The organism is Nocardia sp. NPDC050408 (assembly GCF_044458905.1).
Taxonomy (GTDB): Bacteria; Actinomycetota; Actinomycetes; order Mycobacteriales; family Mycobacteriaceae; genus Nocardia.
In genome coordinates this window covers 216,934-234,746 of the sequence record NZ_JBITIL010000009.1, presented here as the reverse complement: position 1 = coordinate 234,746, position 17,813 = coordinate 216,934, and the positions used below count along the sequence as shown (strand labels likewise).

The window sequence follows — 17,813 nt, the reverse complement described above, 5'->3', positions numbered from 1 at the left end:
CAGTCGAAGTCGCGAACTCAGCCGATGACCGCGTTCATGATGGTGCCCGCACTGGTGGCGATGACACCGCCGATCATGGCGCCGGCCACCATCTTCGGGGATTCCAGACCGCCGCCGCTCCACTTCTCCCAGGCGAAGCGACCACCTGCGTAGATGATGGCGCAAATGCCGGCGAGCAGCACGAACCAGGTGAAGTAACGGACCAGTTGAAGAATCTTGTCGGACACCGGAGGGGCCTCGGGTGTGGGATTGCCGATCTGTGCCCAAGTGTCGTAAACGGCGGCCAGGATCATCTCGTGTTGCTCATTCTGGATGCGGGACAAGGGGGTAACTCGCTCTCCGCGATGGTATCGGTTTCTCGGCGACCGTGCAGTCACGATCCCGGCGAGGTTGCAAGACGACTCGATGTGCGGATCATGGAAAGGGCGTAATGGTCGAGGAGTAGACGATGAACATCTATCTGATGTCGATCGGCGATGCCTATGCGACGTTGGCGCAGATCCAGAATCCGACGCCGCAAGCTCCGCCGCTATCCGACAAGCTGCTGCAGATGGTGCGCTATCTGACCTGGTTTGCCCTGCTGTCCGGGATAATCAGCATCATCTATGCGGGTGGGCGGTTCGCCTGGGAGAAATGGAGCGGCGGTGCGATGCAATCGCCGAAGATGGTGGCGGGCGCCTTGATCGGCGGTGTCGTTGCCACCAGTGCGGGCACGATTATGAATTCGATTCTCGGCACCGGCTGATCGGCGAAAACCCGTCCGCATCGCCGCTTGACCGATTTATGGCAAATATGTGGCTATACTCCGGCTGATCTCTCTCGAAGTTGTCCGACCTGATCGGGAAAGTAGGGAGAAGGCATGAGTATGTCGCGGCGATCTATGCTGCTGGCCGGTGCCGTTACGGGCGCGGGCCTGGTCGCGTGCGGCAAATCGACGAACTCCGATAACGTGGCGAGTTCGAGTAGTGTGCCACCGAGTGATCCGCGGTCGGTCGCGACCGACGCCTATATTTATGGATATCCGTTGGTGCTGATGGATGTCACGCTGCAGTCGAATACCGCCGCCGTACCCGCCAATCGGATATGGGCCGTCAGCCCGGTGAATCCCGGGATGAATACGGTGGTCATGCCGAATATCGACACCCTTTATGCCACCGCCTGGCTCGACGTGGGTACCGAACCGGTGGTGCTGCAGGTTCCGCCGATGGACGGCGACCGGTATTGGCTCATGCAGATCATGGACGCCTGGACCAATACCGCCCACAATCCCAGCAGTGTCGCACCACGGGTACGCGCCGGTCAGGACCCGCCCTACGGCTACGTGATCACCGGCCCCAATTGGTCTGGTGCGCTGCCGGATAACCTGACCAGATTGGCGATGCCGACCGCGACCGCATGGCTGATCGGTCGCATCGAGTTGCGCGGCCAGGCCGACCTCGCCGCCGCCGAGAGCGTGCAGCAGCAGGTGCTGCTCGCACCGCTGAGCGCGTGGCTGCGCGGTGAACGGCCGACTCCGGTGATCAATCCCGATTTGACCGCCCCGATCGCACCTCCGCAGCAGGTTGCGCGGATGGACGGGCGCACCTTCTTCGACCGGCTGTGCACACTTATGCTCACCAACCCGCCCGCTCGCGACGATGCCCCCGCGCTGCAGCGGTTTTCGAAGATCGGCATCCGGCCGGGCGGCACTGCGGGTGCCCCGGTCGCCGATCTCGATGCGGCGGTGGCGGCTGGCCAGATGCGCATCCCGGACTACGCCAATCCCAAAGCCAGACGTGTGAACGGCTGGGGTTTCGCGACGAACCTCGGCACCTACGGCACCGATTACTCACTGCGTGCCTCGACGGCGTTCAGCGCACTCGGCGCGAATCTGCCGGAAGACACCGTCTATCCGGAGATCAGCGCGAATGCGGGGGAGCAGGGTGCGCCGCGCTCGTACCGGCTGCATTTCCCCGCGGACCGGACTCCGCCCGCGCGGGCCTTCTGGTCGCTGACTGCCTACACCGCGGAGCGCTTTTTGGTGCCGAACCGCGCGGGCATCTACTCGGTCGGTCATCAGCGTCCTGTCGTAACGCTTCCGGACGGCTCAGTGGAACTCGCTATCCAGTTCGCGGAGCCGGGAAGTGATGTGCCGTATGGGAATTGGCTTCCTATACCGGAAACCGGCACCTTCCGGCTGGCGCTTCGCCTGTATGTGCCCGAGGAGCGCGCGCTCGATGGTCGCTGGCAACCGCCGAGTCTGAATCGAGTCGGATGAAGGAAGGTTCATGAACGTCTCGCCCAGAACCGCACTCGGGCTTGCCGTGACAGGTGTCGAAGATATTGCCATCGACGGGCATTGGCTGCTGCCCGTCCTAACCGCAGTGCCGTAGGAGGCGTGAAACCATGGGCCGCTTGGCTTTCCCGATATCGGTCGCGGTCGCGGCGGTTCTGGTATTCGCCGCGCCCGTCGCCGCCGCCGAGGTAGGTGATGAGGACGGTGTGCCGTCGCGAACCGCGTTCTCCTTCCGTTCGGTGGTGCCCGGCGTCCAGTGGGGCACCAGCAACGAATACGAGATGCGCACCGGATTGTCGCTGGTAAAGCTCTATATGGTCGACTACGCGCTGCATCGAGGCGACGGGTCGGCGACGGATCTGGCGTTGGCGGAGCGGATGATCCGCTATTCCGACGACTCCGCGGCCGACGCACTCGGCGCGAAGTATCCGCAGGCGATCGACGCCATTGCCGCGGAGTACCACCTGACCGCTACCAAATCGGGCCCGGCCTGGGGGATGTCGTACACCAGCACCGCGGATGTGGCCACCTTCCTGGCGACCAAGAAGCGCACCGAACCCGGTTCGCCGATCTTCGGCTGGATGGCCGCGGCGGGTGAGCAGGCGGCCGACGGAACCGCGCAGGATTGGGGTACCGCGCGGCTGCCCGGCGTCGAGGGCAGCAAATGGGGCTGGTCCGACAGCGGACCGCTGGAGGTGGCTTCGGCATCGTTCGGCGAAGGGTTCGCGGTCGCGGCGCATACCCACGGCACACCCGAGGAGCAGACGGCCGATGTTTCGGCCACCGTGCCATTCTTGATTCTGGCTCTGCTCGCGCGCCTGACGGGATAGGTGCGGGTCAGTCGTCGCCGTCCCAGGTCCAGTGCGGTACCGCACGGATCGGGTGCAGTTCATCGTCGGACTTGGCATGCGAATTCTGTTGTGCCACTTGGGCACCGAATTCGACATGTTCGCGCACCGCATCCCGGAAGGCCGGATCGTCGAACAGTCCCGCCTCCTCGAACGCCGCCAGATACAGCTGGGCGAAGCGCTCGCGCTGTTCGTCGGTGATTTCGAGGCCGCGGTGCACGGCGATGATGTAGTCGAACCCGAGGTTGCGCGTGAAACGGTCCGGGCCGCCGAAGGATTCGGCGGTGAACCAGGTGAGATGGTCGACGTGCGTCGGGCGCCGTTCGGTGAACTGGGTTTTCAGCACCGGATCGGCGAGCACCTTGTCGTAGAAGGCTTCTTCGACGCGATGCAATGCCTCGTCGCCACCGGCGTGCTCGTACAGGCTGGGCATGGGGACCTCCGAACGGTGACCTGTTGGGTCCTATTACAGGCTGGCCCGCTCGGTCGCGTCCACAGTTTCGCGATAAGCGATCAAGCGAGCTATTGATAGCTATTAGCTATCTCTAATGGGCGGTCGCGAGCGGGCGAACCGAAGTTAACGGGGTTTACTAAACACTATTCACAAACTCTCGGATCTGTGGTTTTATCGGCTTCGGAACGTGTTCCACAGTTCCTACCGCCCCGCTGGCTGCCATTCCCCGTGTCGTGAGGTCTGCAGCCCAAGTCAGACCGCTAGGAGATAGCCGTGACCGTGACCACGCCATCGATTCCCGCGGGATTCGACTTCACCGACCCCGATCTGCTGTCCACCCGCCTGCCCATCCAGGAATTCGCCGAGCTGCGCCGGACCGCCCCGGTCTGGTGGTGCGCGCAGTCCGGGCGGGCCAGCGGCTTCGATGACGGCGGCTATTGGGTCATCTCCAAGCTCGACCACATCAAGGAGATCTCGAAGAATCCGGAGGTGTTCTCCTCGCACGAGAACACCGCGATCATCCGGTTCAATGAGGAAACCACCCGCGAGCAGATCGACATGCTCGGCAATATGCTGATGCTCAACCAGGATCCGCCGCAGCACACCAAGACCCGCCGCATCATCTCCAAGGGCTTCACCCCACGTGCCGTGGAGAGCCTGCGCGCGGCGCTCACCGAGCGCGCGGCCCGAATTGTGCACGAGGCCAAGCAAACCGGCCGCGGTGACTTCGTCGAACAGGTCGCCTGCGAACTGCCGCTGCAGGCCATCGCCGAATTACTCGGAGTTCCACAGAACGACCGCAAGAAGCTGTTCGACTGGACCAACCAGATGATCTCCTACGATGATCCGGAGTTCGACGGCAATCACCACGCCGCCACCGCCGAGGTCATGGGCTACGCCTGGAATATGGCCGAGGAGCGGCGCAAATGTCCGGCCGACGATATCGTCACCCAGCTGATCAATGCCGATATCAACGGTGAGAACCTCGGCTCGGACGAGTTCGCGTTCTTCGTGATCCTGCTGTCGGTCGCGGGCAATGAGACCACCCGCAATTCGATCACCCACGGCATGAAGGCCTTCGTCGACAATCCGGACCAGTGGGAGCTCTACAAGCAGCAGCGCCCGCGCACCGCGCCGGATGAGATCGTGCGCTGGGCCACTCCGGTGACCGCATTCCAGCGCACCGCCACCCAGGACACCGAGGTCGGCGGCCAGCAGATCAAGAAGGGACAGCGCGTCGGGCTGTTCTACAGTTCGGCCAATTTCGACGAAGACGGATTCGAGGAACCGTTCACCTTCAATGTGCTGCGCAACCCGAACCCGCACGTCGGCTTCGGCGGCACCGGCACGCACTACTGTGTCGGCGCGAACCTGGCCCGGCTGCAGATCGATCTGATGTTCAATGCCATCGCCGACGTGATGCCGAACTTGCGTCAGGTCTGCGATCCGGTGCGGCTGCGCTCGGGTTGGTTGAACGGCATCAAGCGCTGGGAAGTCGAATACGCTTGAATTCCTCTATGAACACGTCCAAGCCGCGGGGGCGGGCACCGGTGGTTTCGGATGCGGATATCCGCCGGGTGGCCCGCGCACTGCTGGTCGAGCACGGTCCCGATGCGGTCACGCTGCGGGCGATCGCGCGCGAACTCGGCATAACCGCGCCCGCGCTGTACCGGTATTACAACTCGCGCGAGGACCTGTTGGAGAGTCTGCGCCTGGAGTTCTGCGCGGACCTCGCGGCCGAGCTGTCCGAGCAGATCGCCACGCTGCCCGATGACGGCGCGGTGCAGTTCTTCGCCATCTGCAAGGGATTCCGGCGCTGGGCGCTGGCGCACACCAGGGAATTCACCCTGGTGTTCGCCTCGCCGGGCGCGGGCCGCGCGCGCATGCTGCGCCGGTTCGACGAACCGTTCGGGCGGATCTTCCTCGCGGCCGCCGGTCGGCTGCTGGCCACCTACGATGTTGTGACCCCGCCGACCGATGTGATTCCCGCGGAGCTGCGCGATGATCTCGTACTGTTCCAAACCGAGCTGCTGGCAGCGCTTTCGGAGTCCGGACAGAAATTTCCGGCCGAAAAGCTCGACCTCGGCGTGACGTATCTGATGATCCAGATCTGGGCCCGGCTCTACGGGCACGTCACTCTCGAGGTATTCGGGAATTATCCGATCCCGCTGTCGAATCCGGAGATCCTGTTCGAGGCGATGCTGGCCGATCTGGGGCGCACGGCCGGGCTGATCAGCGAGTGAGTCGGCGGGAGAGCCATTCGGCGTAGCCGATGCCGACCGCGTCGCCGTTTCCGTTCAGGCAGAGGGCACCGGACCGAAGGGCGCGTCCGGCGCGTCCCGGGATCGGCACCGGGAGTGGAAGCATCTTGCGGCCGGTGTGTTCGCGGTAGATATCGGCCAGTTCGGTGAGGGTATGCACGGTCGGTCCGGCGATATCCGGGATGCGTCCGGCAGGGCCGTTGTCCACCGCATCGGCGAGTCTTGTCGCGACGGCGTCGACGTCGATCGGCTGTATCTTCGCCGTCGAGCGCGGTGCGAGCCGCCAGCGTGCCGATAGGGCGAGGATTTGGGTGACGAGTTCGTGGAATTGGCTCGCGCGCAACAGTGTCCATGGGATTTCGCCGGTGGTGACTACCTGCTCCTGCTCCACCTTCGCGTGATAATAGCCGAAGGGGACGAGATCGCAACCGACGATGGAGATTTCGACGTGATGGCCGATAGCCGCCTGCTGCTCGGCCGCCAGTAGACGACGCACGCCATCCACCATGACCGATCGGGTCCGGCTGCGGGCGCTTACCGCGTCGACGACGGTGTCGCAGCCGTCCAGTGCGGACTCCAGCCCGGAGCCGGTGGCAAGATCCGCGGACCGGTGCTCCAGTGTTCGATCCGCCGGGGCGCTCCGGCTCACCACGCGGACCTGATGTCCGCGCGCATTCAGTTCTCGAACCACCGAGGCCCCCAGTACCCCGGTCCCGCCGATTACCGCAATCCGCATGATCCCACTCCCTCCAAACGGCCCTGTTCGGTATGTCGCACGCTACGGCGGCGCGCCGCGCGGCTCAACATGCTTCATCACATATGCCTGGTTCGTCACATCGGTGTTCCGGTGCACGACCGCATGCGGTATCTGGATCAGATCCGCGCACCCTTCGCGCGGTTGCAGGAGCGACAGAGGATCTGCAGATTGGTCGCACTCGTCGCACCACCGCGGCTCAGCGGGATGATGTGATCGAATTCGAGGTAGTGGCCATCGCCGCATTCGACGCACTTACCGCCGTCACGTTGCCATACCTCGGCCTTGACCTCCTGCGGGATGCTGCGCGTGTCGCGCTGGCCGGGGGTGAGGACCAGGCGTTTGGCGACCCGTAAAGCCCCTTCCAGCGCGGCCGCGACGTAATCCGGATCGTCGACATCGAAGATGGCCCCACCGCGGGACGAGGTCGCCGCGACGACCACCGAACGCTGCTCGACATGCACCGAAACCACGCGGTTCCACGGCAATTCGGTGCCGGTATCGGTGCCGACGAACCGCAGCTTCTTATTGCTGGCGATCAGCCTGCCGTCGGTTAGTTTCGGTCCCCTGGCGAGCTGGCGGACGTGCACGGCGGGCAGATCGACATGGACCTTCTCCTCCGGATCCAGATGCAGGCCGGGCGTTCGCACCACCGGCAGATCACCTCCGCGCAACCGCGACAGCGTGCGCCCGCGATACATCCGCCTGCGCAGATCCTCGACCAGCGGTCCGCTGAGCGCCAACTCCTCGATCGCGTATTCGAACGCCTCGAACTCGGTCTGCTCGATCTCGCCGTCCGCGAATGCGAACGCGACCAGCCGCTCGACATAGGTCAGCGCCACATCCCGCAGCGCCGCCCGGCCCAGACCCTCATCAATTCGCTGATACCGCAGCGACGCCCACAACGCATCCCACTCCGCACCGCGCGGCCCGGCTGCGGTCAGGGCCCGCCAGGCCTGGGTATGCCAATGGGTGAGGAATTCCTCGATCTCATGCTCGCAGCTCTGACACGGCGCGAGCCCACCGAACAGCTTGCGGCGCCGGGGATTTCCGCACCGCTCACAACCGCGCGGACCAGGCCGCCGCCGTTCGTATGTGGCACTGGTCCATTCGACCCCATCCCACCACCGCATCCGTGCGGGGTTCTCGGGATCCGAATGCCAGTCCGCGCGTTCGGGATTCGGCGGTGCTGGTATCGGCGGCTCGACCTCGTGCCGCTGGCGCTCGAGGTTTACCCGCATGCCTGGTTGCGGTCGGGCGGGGCGCGCGTCGGCCGAGTCCGGGCGATGGGCGGCTCGGTCACCGGGCCCGGTGGCGGCGGTGTGGCGCCAAGCCTGATCTGCCCGGTTTGCGCCTAGCGTCCGTGGTCGGGTCGGTGCCGCATCGGGCCGAGCATGCTGTCCAGTCGGGTCCGCGTTGGCGGCGTCCTGGTCCCAGGGTGCAGTGTCGAACTGCTGGGAATCGGGCAAACCGGCCAACGCCGTGCCCATCGAGACACGTTGCTGCACTGGAGAAGTGGGTATCCGGTCCGCGCGCGAGCGATCGGGTGTCGGTTCGGCGGGGTCGTCGATGGTCACGCCGAATTCGGTGACGAGTCCGGGGAGCCCGCTGTCCCACCCCTGGCCGATCGCGCGGAAGCGCCACTGGCCGTCGCGGCGGTAGAACTCGCCGAACATGATCGCCGAGACCGCATCGGGATCGGTGATCTCGAACCGGGCGATCGGCCCGTGCGCGGCCTCGATGGTGAGGGTGAGATCCGTGATGTCGCCGAAGGTGCCGTCGTCGATCGATCCGGCGACCACGATCCGCGCCACATCGGATTCGGTGCGCGGTAGCGACACGCTCAGCCGCGCCGTCCCGGGGGCCGGTTCTTGATCGAGCGTCACCGCCTGCGACATATGTCGGGGTGCATTGAAGAACACCAGATCTCGATCCGTGCGCACCGTCCCGGCCTCCGCGAGCAACAGCGCATGCGCATCCACGGCATGCCCCGACCGCCATGAAACAACCACGGCAAGAAGGGAAGTCGGCACCGCCGCGTTGGCCCCTTTACTGAGTTTCATCGTGCTCGAACTATGCCACGAACCACCGACACGCCGACTCCGGCGGTCCATATCTTCGGCGGTGCGAGCGAGTCCGCGCCGACACGACACAAACCGGTCGGTCGGGGATATCCGGCCTGGAGAGCGATGGGTGCGGCAGAGTGAAGGGATGACTACCCCGAAGGGAGGGGGCCGCAAGGCCTCGACTCCGAAGGCGCCGGGTGGGCGAGTGCCGAGTCCCGGCGATGTTCTGGCGGCCGCGCAATCGGCGGTGGAAGCGGCACAGTCGGCGGCGAGTCAAGTATTGGATGCCGCACAACTCACGGCTGGTCAGGCCTTCGATGCGGCGGTGCGCCTGCCACCGGCCTCGGCTCAGCTGGCGGCTGCGCTCCCGGATCTGATCGAGAGCCTCTCGATCGCCATCGACCGGCTCAACTCCACCATCGACCGCCTGGACCGCACCCTGGCGCTGGCGGACCCTGCCTTCGCCGCATACGACCGACTGCTGCCCCGGCTGGAGGCGATGATCGGCCTCGGCGAAGACCTCTTCATGGCCCTCGCCAAACTCCCCGGTGTCTCCCTCCTCGGCCGATTTACCGGCAAATCAGCCGATCCTCCCGCGCCACCACCCGAACCCCCGAAGCGCACCCGCCGCCGCAAGTAACAGGGCTCAATGGGGTGCGGCGCGGTAGGTGGCGGCGGCTTTGAGCAGGGTTTCGTGGTATTCGTCCTCGGGGTCGGAGTCGAGCACGATGGCACCGCCCGCGCCGATGCGCCAGTGTCCGTCGTGGCGGACGGCGGTGCGGATGACGATATTGAGATCGGCGGTGCCCGCTAGGCCGAGGAAGCCGATGGTGCCCGAATAGATGCCGCGCGCTTCGGTTTCCAGTTCGTCGATGATCTCCATGGTCCGCAACTTGGGCGCGCCGGTCATCGAGCCGCCCGGGAAACACGCACGCAGACAATCGATCACATCGACATTCGGCCGCAGTGTGCCACGCACGGTGGAGACCAATTGGTGCATGGTCGAATACGTCTCGGAGGCCATCAATTTCGGCACGTGCACACTGCCGACCTGGCAGACCCGGCCCAGGTCATTGCGCAACAGGTCGACGATCATCAGATTCTCGGCCCTGGTCTTGGGACTGTCGGCCAGTTCGCGCCGCAGCTGCTCGTCCTCGGCGGCGGTGGTCCCGCGCGGCGCGGTGCCCTTGATCGGCTTGCTCTCCACGGTGCGGGCGCGGTCCACCTTCAGGAAGCGTTCCGGTGAGGAGCAGGCGATTTCGAGATCGTCGAAGCGCAGATACGCCGCGTACGGCGCGGGATTGCAGCGGCGCAGCGTGCGGTAGAAATCGAGCCCGTCCGATTCGGCGGCGGCCATGGACGCGCTATCGGTAATGCAAATTTCGTAGGACTCGCCCGCAAGCAGCCGCTCCTGGCAGACGGCGATATCGGCGAGATACCGCTCCCGCCCGCGGGTGAACAGCGGCGCGACGGCGGCGGTATCGGAGCACACCTCGAGTGTCGGCGGATTCGCCCATGTCGGTAGGGATTCCAGGACCTCACGGGTATCGCGCAACCAATCCGCGCCCGCCCGAAGGGCTTCCGGCGTGGGATCGGTGAGCGCGAGCAGATGGGTGCGCCCGCCGACATGGTCGACGACCACGATCCGATCGGCGAAGATCCACTGCGCGTCCGGTGTCGAGGCGCGATGCGCCGCATTCGCGCCGCAATCGGCCTTCACCTCATAGCCCAGGTATCCGACGTAACCACACGCGAAATCGAAAGGCAGATCAGGTAGTTCGGTATGTCTCAGGTGTAGCTGTCCGGCGAGATAGTCGAGAATTCCGCCGGGTACGGTCCGCCGATTCCCGTCCGAGGATTCCACCGTCACCTTGTTCTCGCCGACCCGGTAGCGGATCACCTCGGCCAGCGGTCCGCTGGCATCGCCGAGGAAGGAGAACCGATCCAGTCCCGGTTCGACATGTTCGCTGTCGAGCCAGAATGCGGTGGGGGAGTTGCCGTATAGCCGCAGGAACGCGGCCTCGGTATCGATCGCCCGCTCGATCACCGCATGCCGCAGCTGCCAGGAGCGCCGGGATTCGCGGAACTCGGGTCTACCCGTCAGTGGTTCGGCATTCTCGAACGGTGCGATGATGCTCGATCTAATGCGATGGCCCGCAGTAAGTTTCGCGAAGTTGCCGAGCAATGCCGCACCGTACTCGCTGGCGATCGATTCGGGATGGAACTGCACCCCCCAATGCGGTCTGCTCCGGTGTCGCACGCCCATGATCACCCCATCGGCCGCGACGGCGGTGATCTCGAGGCTGTCCGGTAGCGGCCGCTGCGCGCACAGTGAGTGGTATCGCACCGCGGTGAAACCCTCGGGCAGCCCGGCGAACAGTTCGTCACCGTCGTGCTCGATGTGATCGAGATAGCCGTGCCGCGCGATGGGTGCGGTCCGCACGATGCCGCCCGCCGCGACGACGAGGGCCTGATGTCCGAGACAGACACCGAGCAGCGGCAGTTCGGTCTCGCGGATCACCGCGGCCGAGATGCCGATATCCCGACCGACATCAGGACGACCCGGTCCGGGGGAGATGACGACATTGTCGAAGCGTTCCAGCCGCAGCCGGGCGATATCGTCGACCCCGTCATTGCGCACGACCGTGGGTTCTTCCCCGTTCACCTCGCTGATCAGCTGATAGAGGTTGTAGGTGAACGAGTCGTAATTGTCGATCAAGAGCGTGCGCATCGTGCTCCGAACCCTACGCCGCACCGGTCGAAGCAAACTGTTGTCGTGTGCCGTCAGTTAGGTTCGGCTCGTGCCTGCGCCCTACTATGGCCGAAGCAAGGCGTACAGGTGAGATCGTGATAGTTATTGATGTTCATGCTCTCAGGCGACAACTGATTTGGAGAGAACATGGGTAACTCATCGGGTACGCCCAGAACCGAGCAACCCGCTGAACCCTTGGTCCGCGACGTGACTGGTGGGGTGCCCGCCGACCGGCCAGAGGTTCCGGAAGGCGGGGGAGCCGTCGACTTCGCCGTCGTCGGTAAATGGATGGACGAGCAGGGCCTGCCTGCCGGTGAGTTCGAGGATGTGACCGCGCTCGGCGGCGGCACGCAGAACATCATGCTGCGCTTCGCCCGCGGAGGTAGGGACTATGTGCTGCGTCGCGGTCCGAAACATCTGCGCGCCAAGAGCAATGACGTCATCCGGCGCGAGGCCCGACTGCTCGGCGCGCTCGACGGAACCGGCGTGCGCGCGCCGAAGGTGATCGCCGCCTGCCCGGACGAATCCGTCCTCGGCGCGGTGTTCTACCTGATGGAGCCCATTACCGGATTCAATCCGCAGAACGAACTGCCGCAACCGCACGCGGGCGATCCGGAGATCAGGCGGCAGATGGGCCTGTCCGCGGTCGAGGCCATCGCCCGTCTGGGCTCGCTCGACTATCAGTCGCTCGGCCTGCAGGACTACGGCAAACCGGACGGCTTCCTGGAGCGTCAGGTGCCGCGCTGGCTCGGCGAACTCGAGTCCTATTCGGCCAATGCGGGGTATCCGGGCCCGGAGATTCCGGGCGTGCGGCAGGTCGGGGAGTGGCTGGATCGGAATCGGCCCGCGCAGTGGACGCCCGGCATCCTGCACGGCGACTGTCACCTGGCCAACATGATGTTCTCCTACGACGGTCCGGAAGTGGCCGCGATGGTGGACTGGGAGATGTCGACCATCGGCGACCCGCTGCTGGACCTCGGCTGGCAGATCGCGACCCGTCCGGAGCCGGGCACCACGGGTGCGGCGCTGATCGGCAAACTCGGCGCTGTCGGCGGTCTGCCGACACCGGAGGAGATGATCGAGCACTACGGCAAGTTCTCCGATCGTGACCTGAGCAATGTCACCTGGTACACGGTGCTCGCCTGCTTCAAGTTGGGAATTGTGCTGGAGGGCACGCATGCTCGCGCATTCGCCGGCAAGGCGCCCAAGCAGGTCGGTGACTTCCTGCATGCCATCACGCTCGAGCTCTTCGGGCGGGCGCATCGTCTGATGGATTGAAACTCCGTGTCGGGATCTTGCCGATAGCTGGCTGAATATCTATCGCTGAGGATATTCAGCCAATCTAAGGTGGGCGCATGCCTTTCGTTCCCGACGTCAAGAACTGGACCTGGGTCCTCGAACGCTCCTGTCTCGAATGCGGATTCGATCCGGAGTCGGTCACCTACGCGGCAGTGCCCGATCTGGCCCGTGAGTACGCGGGCCGTCTGGCCGCGACGCTCGGGCGTCCCGACGCGGCCGTCCGTCCGAACGACTCCACCTGGTCGGCGCTCGAATACGCTGCCCACGTTCGCGACGTCTGCCGAATCTTCACCTATCGCGCGGCCATCGCGGCCCGCACGGATGCGGTGGATCCGAAGGTGCCCGGGTTCGACGCGAAAGGCCTCGACTCCGCCGACGGTGTCCCGGTGTTCTCGAACTGGGATCAGGACGTCACCGCTGGCGCCGACCAATACGACAAGCAGGATCCGCGAAAGGTCGCCGGGGAGCTGAGCGACGCGGCCGAGGCCGTCGCGCGGGCCTTCGCGTCGGTCCCCGAAGCCGCCCTCGGCAACCAGGCGCGACGCAGCGACGGTTCGGTCTTCACGGTCGAATCGCTGGCCGTCTACTTCCTGCACGACGTAATCCACCATGTGCACGACGTGCGCGGCTGAAGTCGGGCAATATCGGACCGGGACGGGTTCGCGGTCGTGGGGAATTGGAACGCGTTCGGGTGTTCTGTCAATCCGTGTCGACGAATTTTCGATCCAGTACTAGAACGCGTTCCAGTTTTCTCGTAGTGTGGGTGCAGTCACATAGAAGCCCGTGCATGCGAGAGGTCGACACGAATGAAGACGAAAGGCGCGATCCTGTGGGGGACCGACCAGCCGTGGTCGGTGGAGGAGATCGAGGTCGGCGATCCGGTATCCGGTGAGGTTCAGATCCGGATGGAAACCGCCGGTATGTGCCACTCGGACCACCACATCGTGACCGGCGCGACGCCGATGCCCGCATTCCCGGTGATGGGCGGCCATGAGGGCGCCGGCGTGATCACCAAGCTCGGGCCGAACTGCCCCGCCGATCTGCAGGTCGGCGACCACGTGATCCTGTCGTTCATCCCGGCCTGCGGTCGCTGTCCGGCGTGCGTGAGCGGCAATATGGCGCTGTGCGATCTGGGCGCGGGCCTGCTGATGGGTCAGGCCATCAGCGACGGCACCTACCGCATCCAGGCGCGCGGTGAGAATGTCATCCCGATGTGCCTGCTGGGCACCTTCTCGCCGTATATGACGGTGCACCACACCTCAGTCGTCAAGATCGACCCGAGTATTCCGTTCGAGGTCGCCTGCCTCGTCGGCTGCGGCGTTCCCACCGGCTTCGGTTCTTCCACCCACGTCGCCCAGGTCGCGCCCGGTGAGACCGTGGTGATCGCGGGTATCGGCGGTGTCGGCATGAGCGCGCTGCAGGGTGCGGTGCTCTCCGGCGCGTCCAAAGTCGTTGCCATCGACCCGAATCCGTGGAAGCGCGAGCAGGCGCAGAAGTTCGGTGCGACCCATACCTACGAGAGCATGGCCGCCGCCATCATGCCGCTGATGGAGGCCACCGAGGGGCGGATGGCGCAGAAGGTCATCCTGACCATGGGTGAGATGCACGGCGAATACATCGAAGAGGGACTCATTCTCACCGCCAAGGCGGGCACCCTGGTCGTCACCTCGATGGGGCGCATGGACGAGAACGACGTCAAGCTGAACAGCTTCCTGCTGTCCATGCTGCAGAAGACCGTCAAGGGCTGCATCTTCGGCGGTGGCAATGCCCGCCAGGACGCGCCGCACCTGCTGTCGCTGTACAAGTCGGGCCAGCTGAACCTCGACGATATGGTGACCCGTCAGTACTCCCTGGAGCAGATCAACGAGGGCTACCAGGACATGCTGGACGGCAAGAACATTCGCGGCATCATCAAGTACACCGAGGCCGACTGGTAATCCCCTGGATCCCGCTCGCCTAGCTCGTCCGCGACCTGCGTCACCAACTCGCACCGAACCAACTTGCCGAGCGGATTCTCACCGTCCCCGCCGATGCTGCGCTGACGACTTGGGTGCCGCGCACGAATTAGCACGCCGCGCATGAATTTGCCCGGCGAATCGATGCGTGGCGAACAAAAACGTGCGCAGCATCAGCGGGTGCAGCGGAGCAGGGCATTGCGGAGGTTGCGGCTGCGAACGTCGTCGAGGACGGCGAGGCCGAGGCGGTTCATCGAGTAGCCGAAGCCGAGACCGGTTGCCGGATCGGCGAATCCGAACGAGCCGCCGAGGCCCGTGGTGCCGTAGGCGCGTTTATCCGAGCCGAAACGGAACGAGCCGCGGGATTTGCGGAAGCCCAGGTGATAGCGAGACTTGGTGTGCAGCACCAGATCGTCGGCGGGCACGTCGTCGGCGGCGGTGGCGGCGAGCCGATCGAGCACCGTCTCGTCGATCGGCAGCGCACCGGTGCGACCCGCTGCCGCGCCGTACGTCTTGGCAAGCGACCTGGCATTGCCGACGCCATTGGAACCCGGCATCTCCAACTCGAGCAGCTCGCGCCTGCTGGCCCGCGCCGGTGCGCCGATGCGCGGATTGGTCAGTGCCGCATGGGAAAGTCCGCGCTTGGCGAAGATCTCCGCGCCGATGCGCACCGGAATATCGCGCTCATAGCGCAGGATGTCCGTGCCCTCGGTGGCGGCCAGGGTGGCGATCCGGTCCATGCTCTGCTCGGCGGGCAGACCGATGAAGAAGTCCAGGTCGAGTGGTTTCGCGATTTCCTCGGCGAAGATCCGGCCGAGGGTGCGGTGTTCCGGATCGGCGCGGCGCACGAGTTCGCCTTGATATAGGCCGAGGGTGATGGCGTGGTAGCCGTGCCGGGTGCCCGGCCGCCATGCGGGCCGCTGCGCCGCGAGGATCGTTGCGAGACCGTCGAGATCGGCGATCTGCGGCAGGCGCACCACGGCATCGAGTCCGGAAAGTCCGGCCTGATGGTCGATCAGCTGACGCACCGTGACCGCGCCCTTGCCCTGGGCGGCGAACTCCGGCCAGTACTTCGCGACCGGCTCTTCGTAGTCCAGCAGTCCCTTCGACGCCATCGTGGCGACCACGAACGCGGCCATGCCCTTGGTCGAGGAGAAGACCGGGACGATCGTGTCGCGTTCCCACGGCAGGGTCCGGCGGCGGTCCCGATGGCCAGCCCACAGGTCGACGACCGGGCGGTCGCCCGCGTAAACGGCCACGGCAGCGCCGATTTCGCCGTGCTGGGCGAAATTGCGGCGGAAGGCATCGGCAACGGGGCCGAAACCGGCCGCCACATCGCCGTGGATGGTGGGTGCGCTCATGATCGGTTGATGGTACCGGCGGTACCGACTTTCCTGTGCGGACGGTGCGGACATGCCGGGAACGGGCGTCTCGTACGCTCAATTCGTGCGTGCATTCGAGCAGATCAAGGACTGGCCGGTTCGGCATGCGGCGGCGGGTGTCGTCACCCGGGACGGGGCGCGGACGGCGGGTGAAACCGAGCGCGTATTCCCGCTCGCCTCGGTGACCAAGCCGCTGGTCGCCTACGCGGTGCTCGTCGCGGTGGAGGAGGGTGCGGTCGAACTCGATCAGCCCGCCGGGCCGCCGGGAGCTACCGTCCGGCATCTGCTCGCGCACACTTCCGGCATCGCCTTCGATACCACCGAGGTGATCGCCGCTGCGGGTACGCGACGCATCTACTCCAGCGCCGGATTCGAAATTCTCGCGGCCTTCGTCGCGGAGCAGACAGGGATCGCGTTCCCGGAGTACTTGCGCGAGGCCGTATTCGAACCACTCGGCATGACGGCCTCGGTGTTGGCGGGTCCGGCTGGACATGCGGGCCGGTCCACCGCGGCGGATCTGGTGCGCTTCGGTGCGGAACTGCTGGATCCCCAGCTGATTTCGGCGCGGACCCACGCCGAGGCGACCACGGTCGCGTTTCCGGGACTCAACGGTGTGCTGCCGGGTTACGGATCGCAGCGTCCCAACGACTGGGGACTCGGATTCGAGATTCGCGACGGGAAATCACCACACTGGACCGGCGGATCGAATTCCGCAGGTACCTATGGCCACTTCGGGCAGTCCGGCACATTTCTGTGGGTCGATCCCGAATTAGGGGTGGCGAGTATCGCTTTGAGCGACGAGAATTTCGGCGACTGGGCACGGGAGGCATGGCCCGTCTTTTCCGATGCGGTGATCGCCGAGGTGAACCTGGCTCGGAACTCGGTCGCGAAGTAACAGGTCGGACACGCCTCCGAAGTAACATGTGTAACTCGGGGCACTCCAGTACACTCGGGCAACGCCAGTACGACGGATCGTTGGGGAAGACGTTTCTCGTCGATTGCTGGAGGTGTCAGTGGTGCGCGCATCGAGTCAGTTCGCCGACGCGACGGCGGGTGTGGTCTATATCCACTCATCGCCGGCTGCGCTGTGCCCACATATCGAATGGGCACTCACCTCGGCCCTCGGCTCACCCGCGAAATTGCGCTGGACCGCACAACCCGCCGACGGTCAGCTGCGCGCGACCACCGACTGGATCGGTCCGGTCGGCACCGCATCGCGAATTGCCCAATCCTTGCGGTCCTGGCCGGTGCTGCGCTTCGAAGTCACCGAGGACCCCAGCGACGGCGTGGACGGTGAGCGCTACAGCTTCGTCCCGACCCTCGGCCTCTGGCACGGCTCCACCTCCGCCAACGGCGATGTCACCGTCGGCGAAATGCGTCTGCGCGCCATGCTGCAGGCCAACCGCGAACTCGGCAACTACACCGGCTACGACCTGGCTACCGAGCTCGACCGTGCACTGGGCACCCCGTGGGACGAAGATCTCGAGATCTACCGCTACGGCACCGAATCCGGCGCCGAGGTGACCTGGCTGCGCCGCGACGTGGGCTGATCGCACACTTGCGGTCGAGTGTGCAACCGCCCTCTCTACCAACCACTTTCGGTGCAATTAGGAGCCGCCGTTGGCCGACATGGGGATAACCCCGAGCTCGGTCCGAAATCGAAATGGCCGTAACCCCTCGGTCGCGGCGAGGATCGCGCGGCGGTCTGACGGATGTCGCCGGTCAGCGGACCCGGGAAATCCGATATACGACTCCGTTGTGTGCCTG

Annotated in this window: 17 protein-coding genes; 11 read left to right on the top strand and 6 right to left on the bottom strand. The window is 65.2% G+C overall.

The window, feature by feature from the left end; genetic code table 11:
- Positions 1-17 precede the first annotated feature (17 nt).
- Complete coding sequence (locus ACIBJI_RS25955) at positions 18-293, bottom strand: hypothetical protein (RefSeq protein ID WP_364345652.1); 276 nt, start codon at positions 291-293, stop codon at positions 18-20.
- A 155-nt stretch (positions 294-448) separates the two neighbouring features.
- Between ACIBJI_RS25955 and ACIBJI_RS25950 the strand changes: the two genes are divergently transcribed.
- The 3 genes from ACIBJI_RS25950 (at position 449) to ACIBJI_RS25940 (ending at position 3,105) form a co-directional block, all read left to right on the top strand.
- Entirely contained in the window at positions 449-745 is a 297-nt protein-coding gene (locus ACIBJI_RS25950; RefSeq protein WP_364345650.1) for a hypothetical protein, read from the top strand.
- A gap of 114 nt (positions 746-859) precedes the next feature.
- Positions 860-2,257, top strand: a complete 1,398-nt coding sequence (locus ACIBJI_RS25945) for a DUF1254 domain-containing protein (protein ID WP_397086261.1) — start codon at positions 860-862, stop codon at positions 2,255-2,257.
- 128 nt (positions 2,258-2,385) lie between these two features.
- A complete protein-coding gene (locus ACIBJI_RS25940; protein WP_364345646.1) occupies positions 2,386-3,105 on the top strand; it encodes a hypothetical protein in 720 nt (239 codons plus the stop codon).
- A 7-nt stretch (positions 3,106-3,112) separates the two neighbouring features.
- Here the strand turns inward: ACIBJI_RS25940 and ACIBJI_RS25935 are convergent, their stop codons facing one another.
- Positions 3,113-3,556 (bottom strand): group II truncated hemoglobin, encoded by a 444-nt coding sequence (locus ACIBJI_RS25935; RefSeq protein ID WP_364345644.1) that lies wholly within the window; start codon positions 3,554-3,556, stop codon positions 3,113-3,115.
- Positions 3,557-3,856: 300 nt separating this feature from the next.
- Here ACIBJI_RS25935 and ACIBJI_RS25930 point away from each other — a divergent pair, with 300 nt between their 5' ends.
- Positions 3,857-5,086: a cytochrome P450 gene (locus tag ACIBJI_RS25930; protein WP_364345729.1), complete on the top strand. Its 1,230-nt coding sequence runs from the start codon at positions 3,857-3,859 to the stop codon at positions 5,084-5,086.
- An 8-nt stretch (positions 5,087-5,094) separates the two neighbouring features.
- Entirely contained in the window at positions 5,095-5,820 is a 726-nt protein-coding gene (locus ACIBJI_RS25925; RefSeq protein ID WP_364345642.1) for a TetR/AcrR family transcriptional regulator, read from the top strand.
- Here the strand turns inward: ACIBJI_RS25925 and ACIBJI_RS25920 are convergent.
- Entirely contained in the window at positions 5,810-6,574 is a 765-nt protein-coding gene (locus ACIBJI_RS25920; RefSeq protein ID WP_397086259.1) for an SDR family oxidoreductase, read from the bottom strand. The genes ACIBJI_RS25925 and ACIBJI_RS25920 overlap by 11 nt on opposite strands.
- A 137-nt stretch (positions 6,575-6,711) precedes the next feature.
- Complete coding sequence (locus ACIBJI_RS25915) at positions 6,712-8,655, bottom strand: TerD family protein (protein WP_397086257.1); 1,944 nt, start codon at positions 8,653-8,655, stop codon at positions 6,712-6,714.
- 148 nt (positions 8,656-8,803) lie between these two features.
- Between ACIBJI_RS25915 and ACIBJI_RS25910 the strand changes: the two genes are divergently transcribed.
- On the top strand, positions 8,804-9,298 hold the full coding sequence (locus ACIBJI_RS25910) for a hypothetical protein (RefSeq protein ID WP_364345636.1): 495 nt from the start codon (positions 8,804-8,806) through the stop codon (positions 9,296-9,298).
- 6 nt (positions 9,299-9,304) lie between these two features.
- On the opposite strand, the gene pabB is transcribed toward ACIBJI_RS25910, so the two are convergent.
- Complete coding sequence (pabB, locus tag ACIBJI_RS25905) at positions 9,305-11,389, bottom strand: aminodeoxychorismate synthase component I (RefSeq protein ID WP_397086255.1); 2,085 nt, start codon at positions 11,387-11,389, stop codon at positions 9,305-9,307.
- 309 nt (positions 11,390-11,698) lie between these two features.
- On the opposite strand from pabB, the gene ACIBJI_RS25900 reads away from it, so the two are divergent.
- The 3 genes from ACIBJI_RS25900 (at position 11,699) to ACIBJI_RS25890 (ending at position 14,646) form a co-directional block, all read left to right on the top strand.
- A complete protein-coding gene (locus tag ACIBJI_RS25900; protein ID WP_364345727.1) occupies positions 11,699-12,688 on the top strand; it encodes a phosphotransferase family protein in 990 nt (329 codons plus the stop codon).
- Positions 12,689-12,765: 77 nt separating this feature from the next.
- Positions 12,766-13,341, top strand: coding sequence for a DinB family protein (locus tag ACIBJI_RS25895; protein WP_397086253.1), 576 nt, complete (start codon positions 12,766-12,768; stop codon positions 13,339-13,341).
- A 174-nt stretch (positions 13,342-13,515) separates the two neighbouring features.
- Positions 13,516-14,646 carry an NDMA-dependent alcohol dehydrogenase gene (locus ACIBJI_RS25890; RefSeq protein ID WP_364345630.1) on the top strand — a complete coding sequence of 377 codons (1,131 nt, stop codon included), beginning with the start codon at positions 13,516-13,518 and terminating at the stop codon, positions 14,644-14,646.
- Positions 14,647-14,837: 191 nt separating this feature from the next.
- Here the strand turns inward: ACIBJI_RS25890 and ACIBJI_RS25885 are convergent, their stop codons facing one another.
- The gene (locus tag ACIBJI_RS25885) at positions 14,838-16,025 is read right to left on the bottom strand and encodes a serine hydrolase domain-containing protein (protein ID WP_364345628.1); all 1,188 of its coding nucleotides are present in this window, start codon (positions 16,023-16,025) and stop codon (positions 14,838-14,840) included.
- 85 nt (positions 16,026-16,110) lie between these two features.
- Here ACIBJI_RS25885 and ACIBJI_RS25880 point away from each other — a divergent pair, with 85 nt between their 5' ends.
- The gene (locus ACIBJI_RS25880) at positions 16,111-16,941 is read left to right on the top strand and encodes a serine hydrolase domain-containing protein (RefSeq protein ID WP_364345626.1); all 831 of its coding nucleotides are present in this window, start codon (positions 16,111-16,113) and stop codon (positions 16,939-16,941) included.
- A gap of 121 nt (positions 16,942-17,062) precedes the next feature.
- Positions 17,063-17,596: a DUF3145 domain-containing protein gene (locus ACIBJI_RS25875; RefSeq protein WP_364345624.1), complete on the top strand. Its 534-nt coding sequence runs from the start codon at positions 17,063-17,065 to the stop codon at positions 17,594-17,596.
- The last annotated feature ends 217 nt before the right edge of the window (positions 17,597-17,813 follow it).

Coding starts and splice junctions, on each gene's coding strand:
- ACIBJI_RS25955 (WP_364345652.1), bottom strand. CDS start 293: ATGATCCTGGCCGCCGTTTACGACACTTGGGCACAGATCGGCAATCCC.
- ACIBJI_RS25950 (WP_364345650.1), top strand. CDS start 449: ATGAACATCTATCTGATGTCGATCGGCGATGCCTATGCGACGTTGGCG.
- ACIBJI_RS25945 (WP_397086261.1), top strand. CDS start 860: ATGAGTATGTCGCGGCGATCTATGCTGCTGGCCGGTGCCGTTACGGGC.
- ACIBJI_RS25940 (WP_364345646.1), top strand. CDS start 2,386: ATGGGCCGCTTGGCTTTCCCGATATCGGTCGCGGTCGCGGCGGTTCTG.
- ACIBJI_RS25935 (WP_364345644.1), bottom strand. CDS start 3,556: ATGCCCAGCCTGTACGAGCACGCCGGTGGCGACGAGGCATTGCATCGC.
- ACIBJI_RS25925 (WP_364345642.1), top strand. CDS start 5,095: ATGAACACGTCCAAGCCGCGGGGGCGGGCACCGGTGGTTTCGGATGCG.
- ACIBJI_RS25920 (WP_397086259.1), bottom strand. CDS start 6,574: ATGCGGATTGCGGTAATCGGCGGGACCGGGGTACTGGGGGCCTCGGTG.
- ACIBJI_RS25915 (WP_397086257.1), bottom strand. CDS start 8,655: ATGAAACTCAGTAAAGGGGCCAACGCGGCGGTGCCGACTTCCCTTCTT.
- ACIBJI_RS25910 (WP_364345636.1), top strand. CDS start 8,804: ATGACTACCCCGAAGGGAGGGGGCCGCAAGGCCTCGACTCCGAAGGCG.
- pabB (WP_397086255.1), bottom strand. CDS start 11,389: ATGCGCACGCTCTTGATCGACAATTACGACTCGTTCACCTACAACCTC.
- ACIBJI_RS25900 (WP_364345727.1), top strand. CDS start 11,699: ATGGACGAGCAGGGCCTGCCTGCCGGTGAGTTCGAGGATGTGACCGCG.
- ACIBJI_RS25895 (WP_397086253.1), top strand. CDS start 12,766: ATGCCTTTCGTTCCCGACGTCAAGAACTGGACCTGGGTCCTCGAACGC.
- ACIBJI_RS25890 (WP_364345630.1), top strand. CDS start 13,516: ATGAAGACGAAAGGCGCGATCCTGTGGGGGACCGACCAGCCGTGGTCG.
- ACIBJI_RS25885 (WP_364345628.1), bottom strand. CDS start 16,025: ATGAGCGCACCCACCATCCACGGCGATGTGGCGGCCGGTTTCGGCCCC.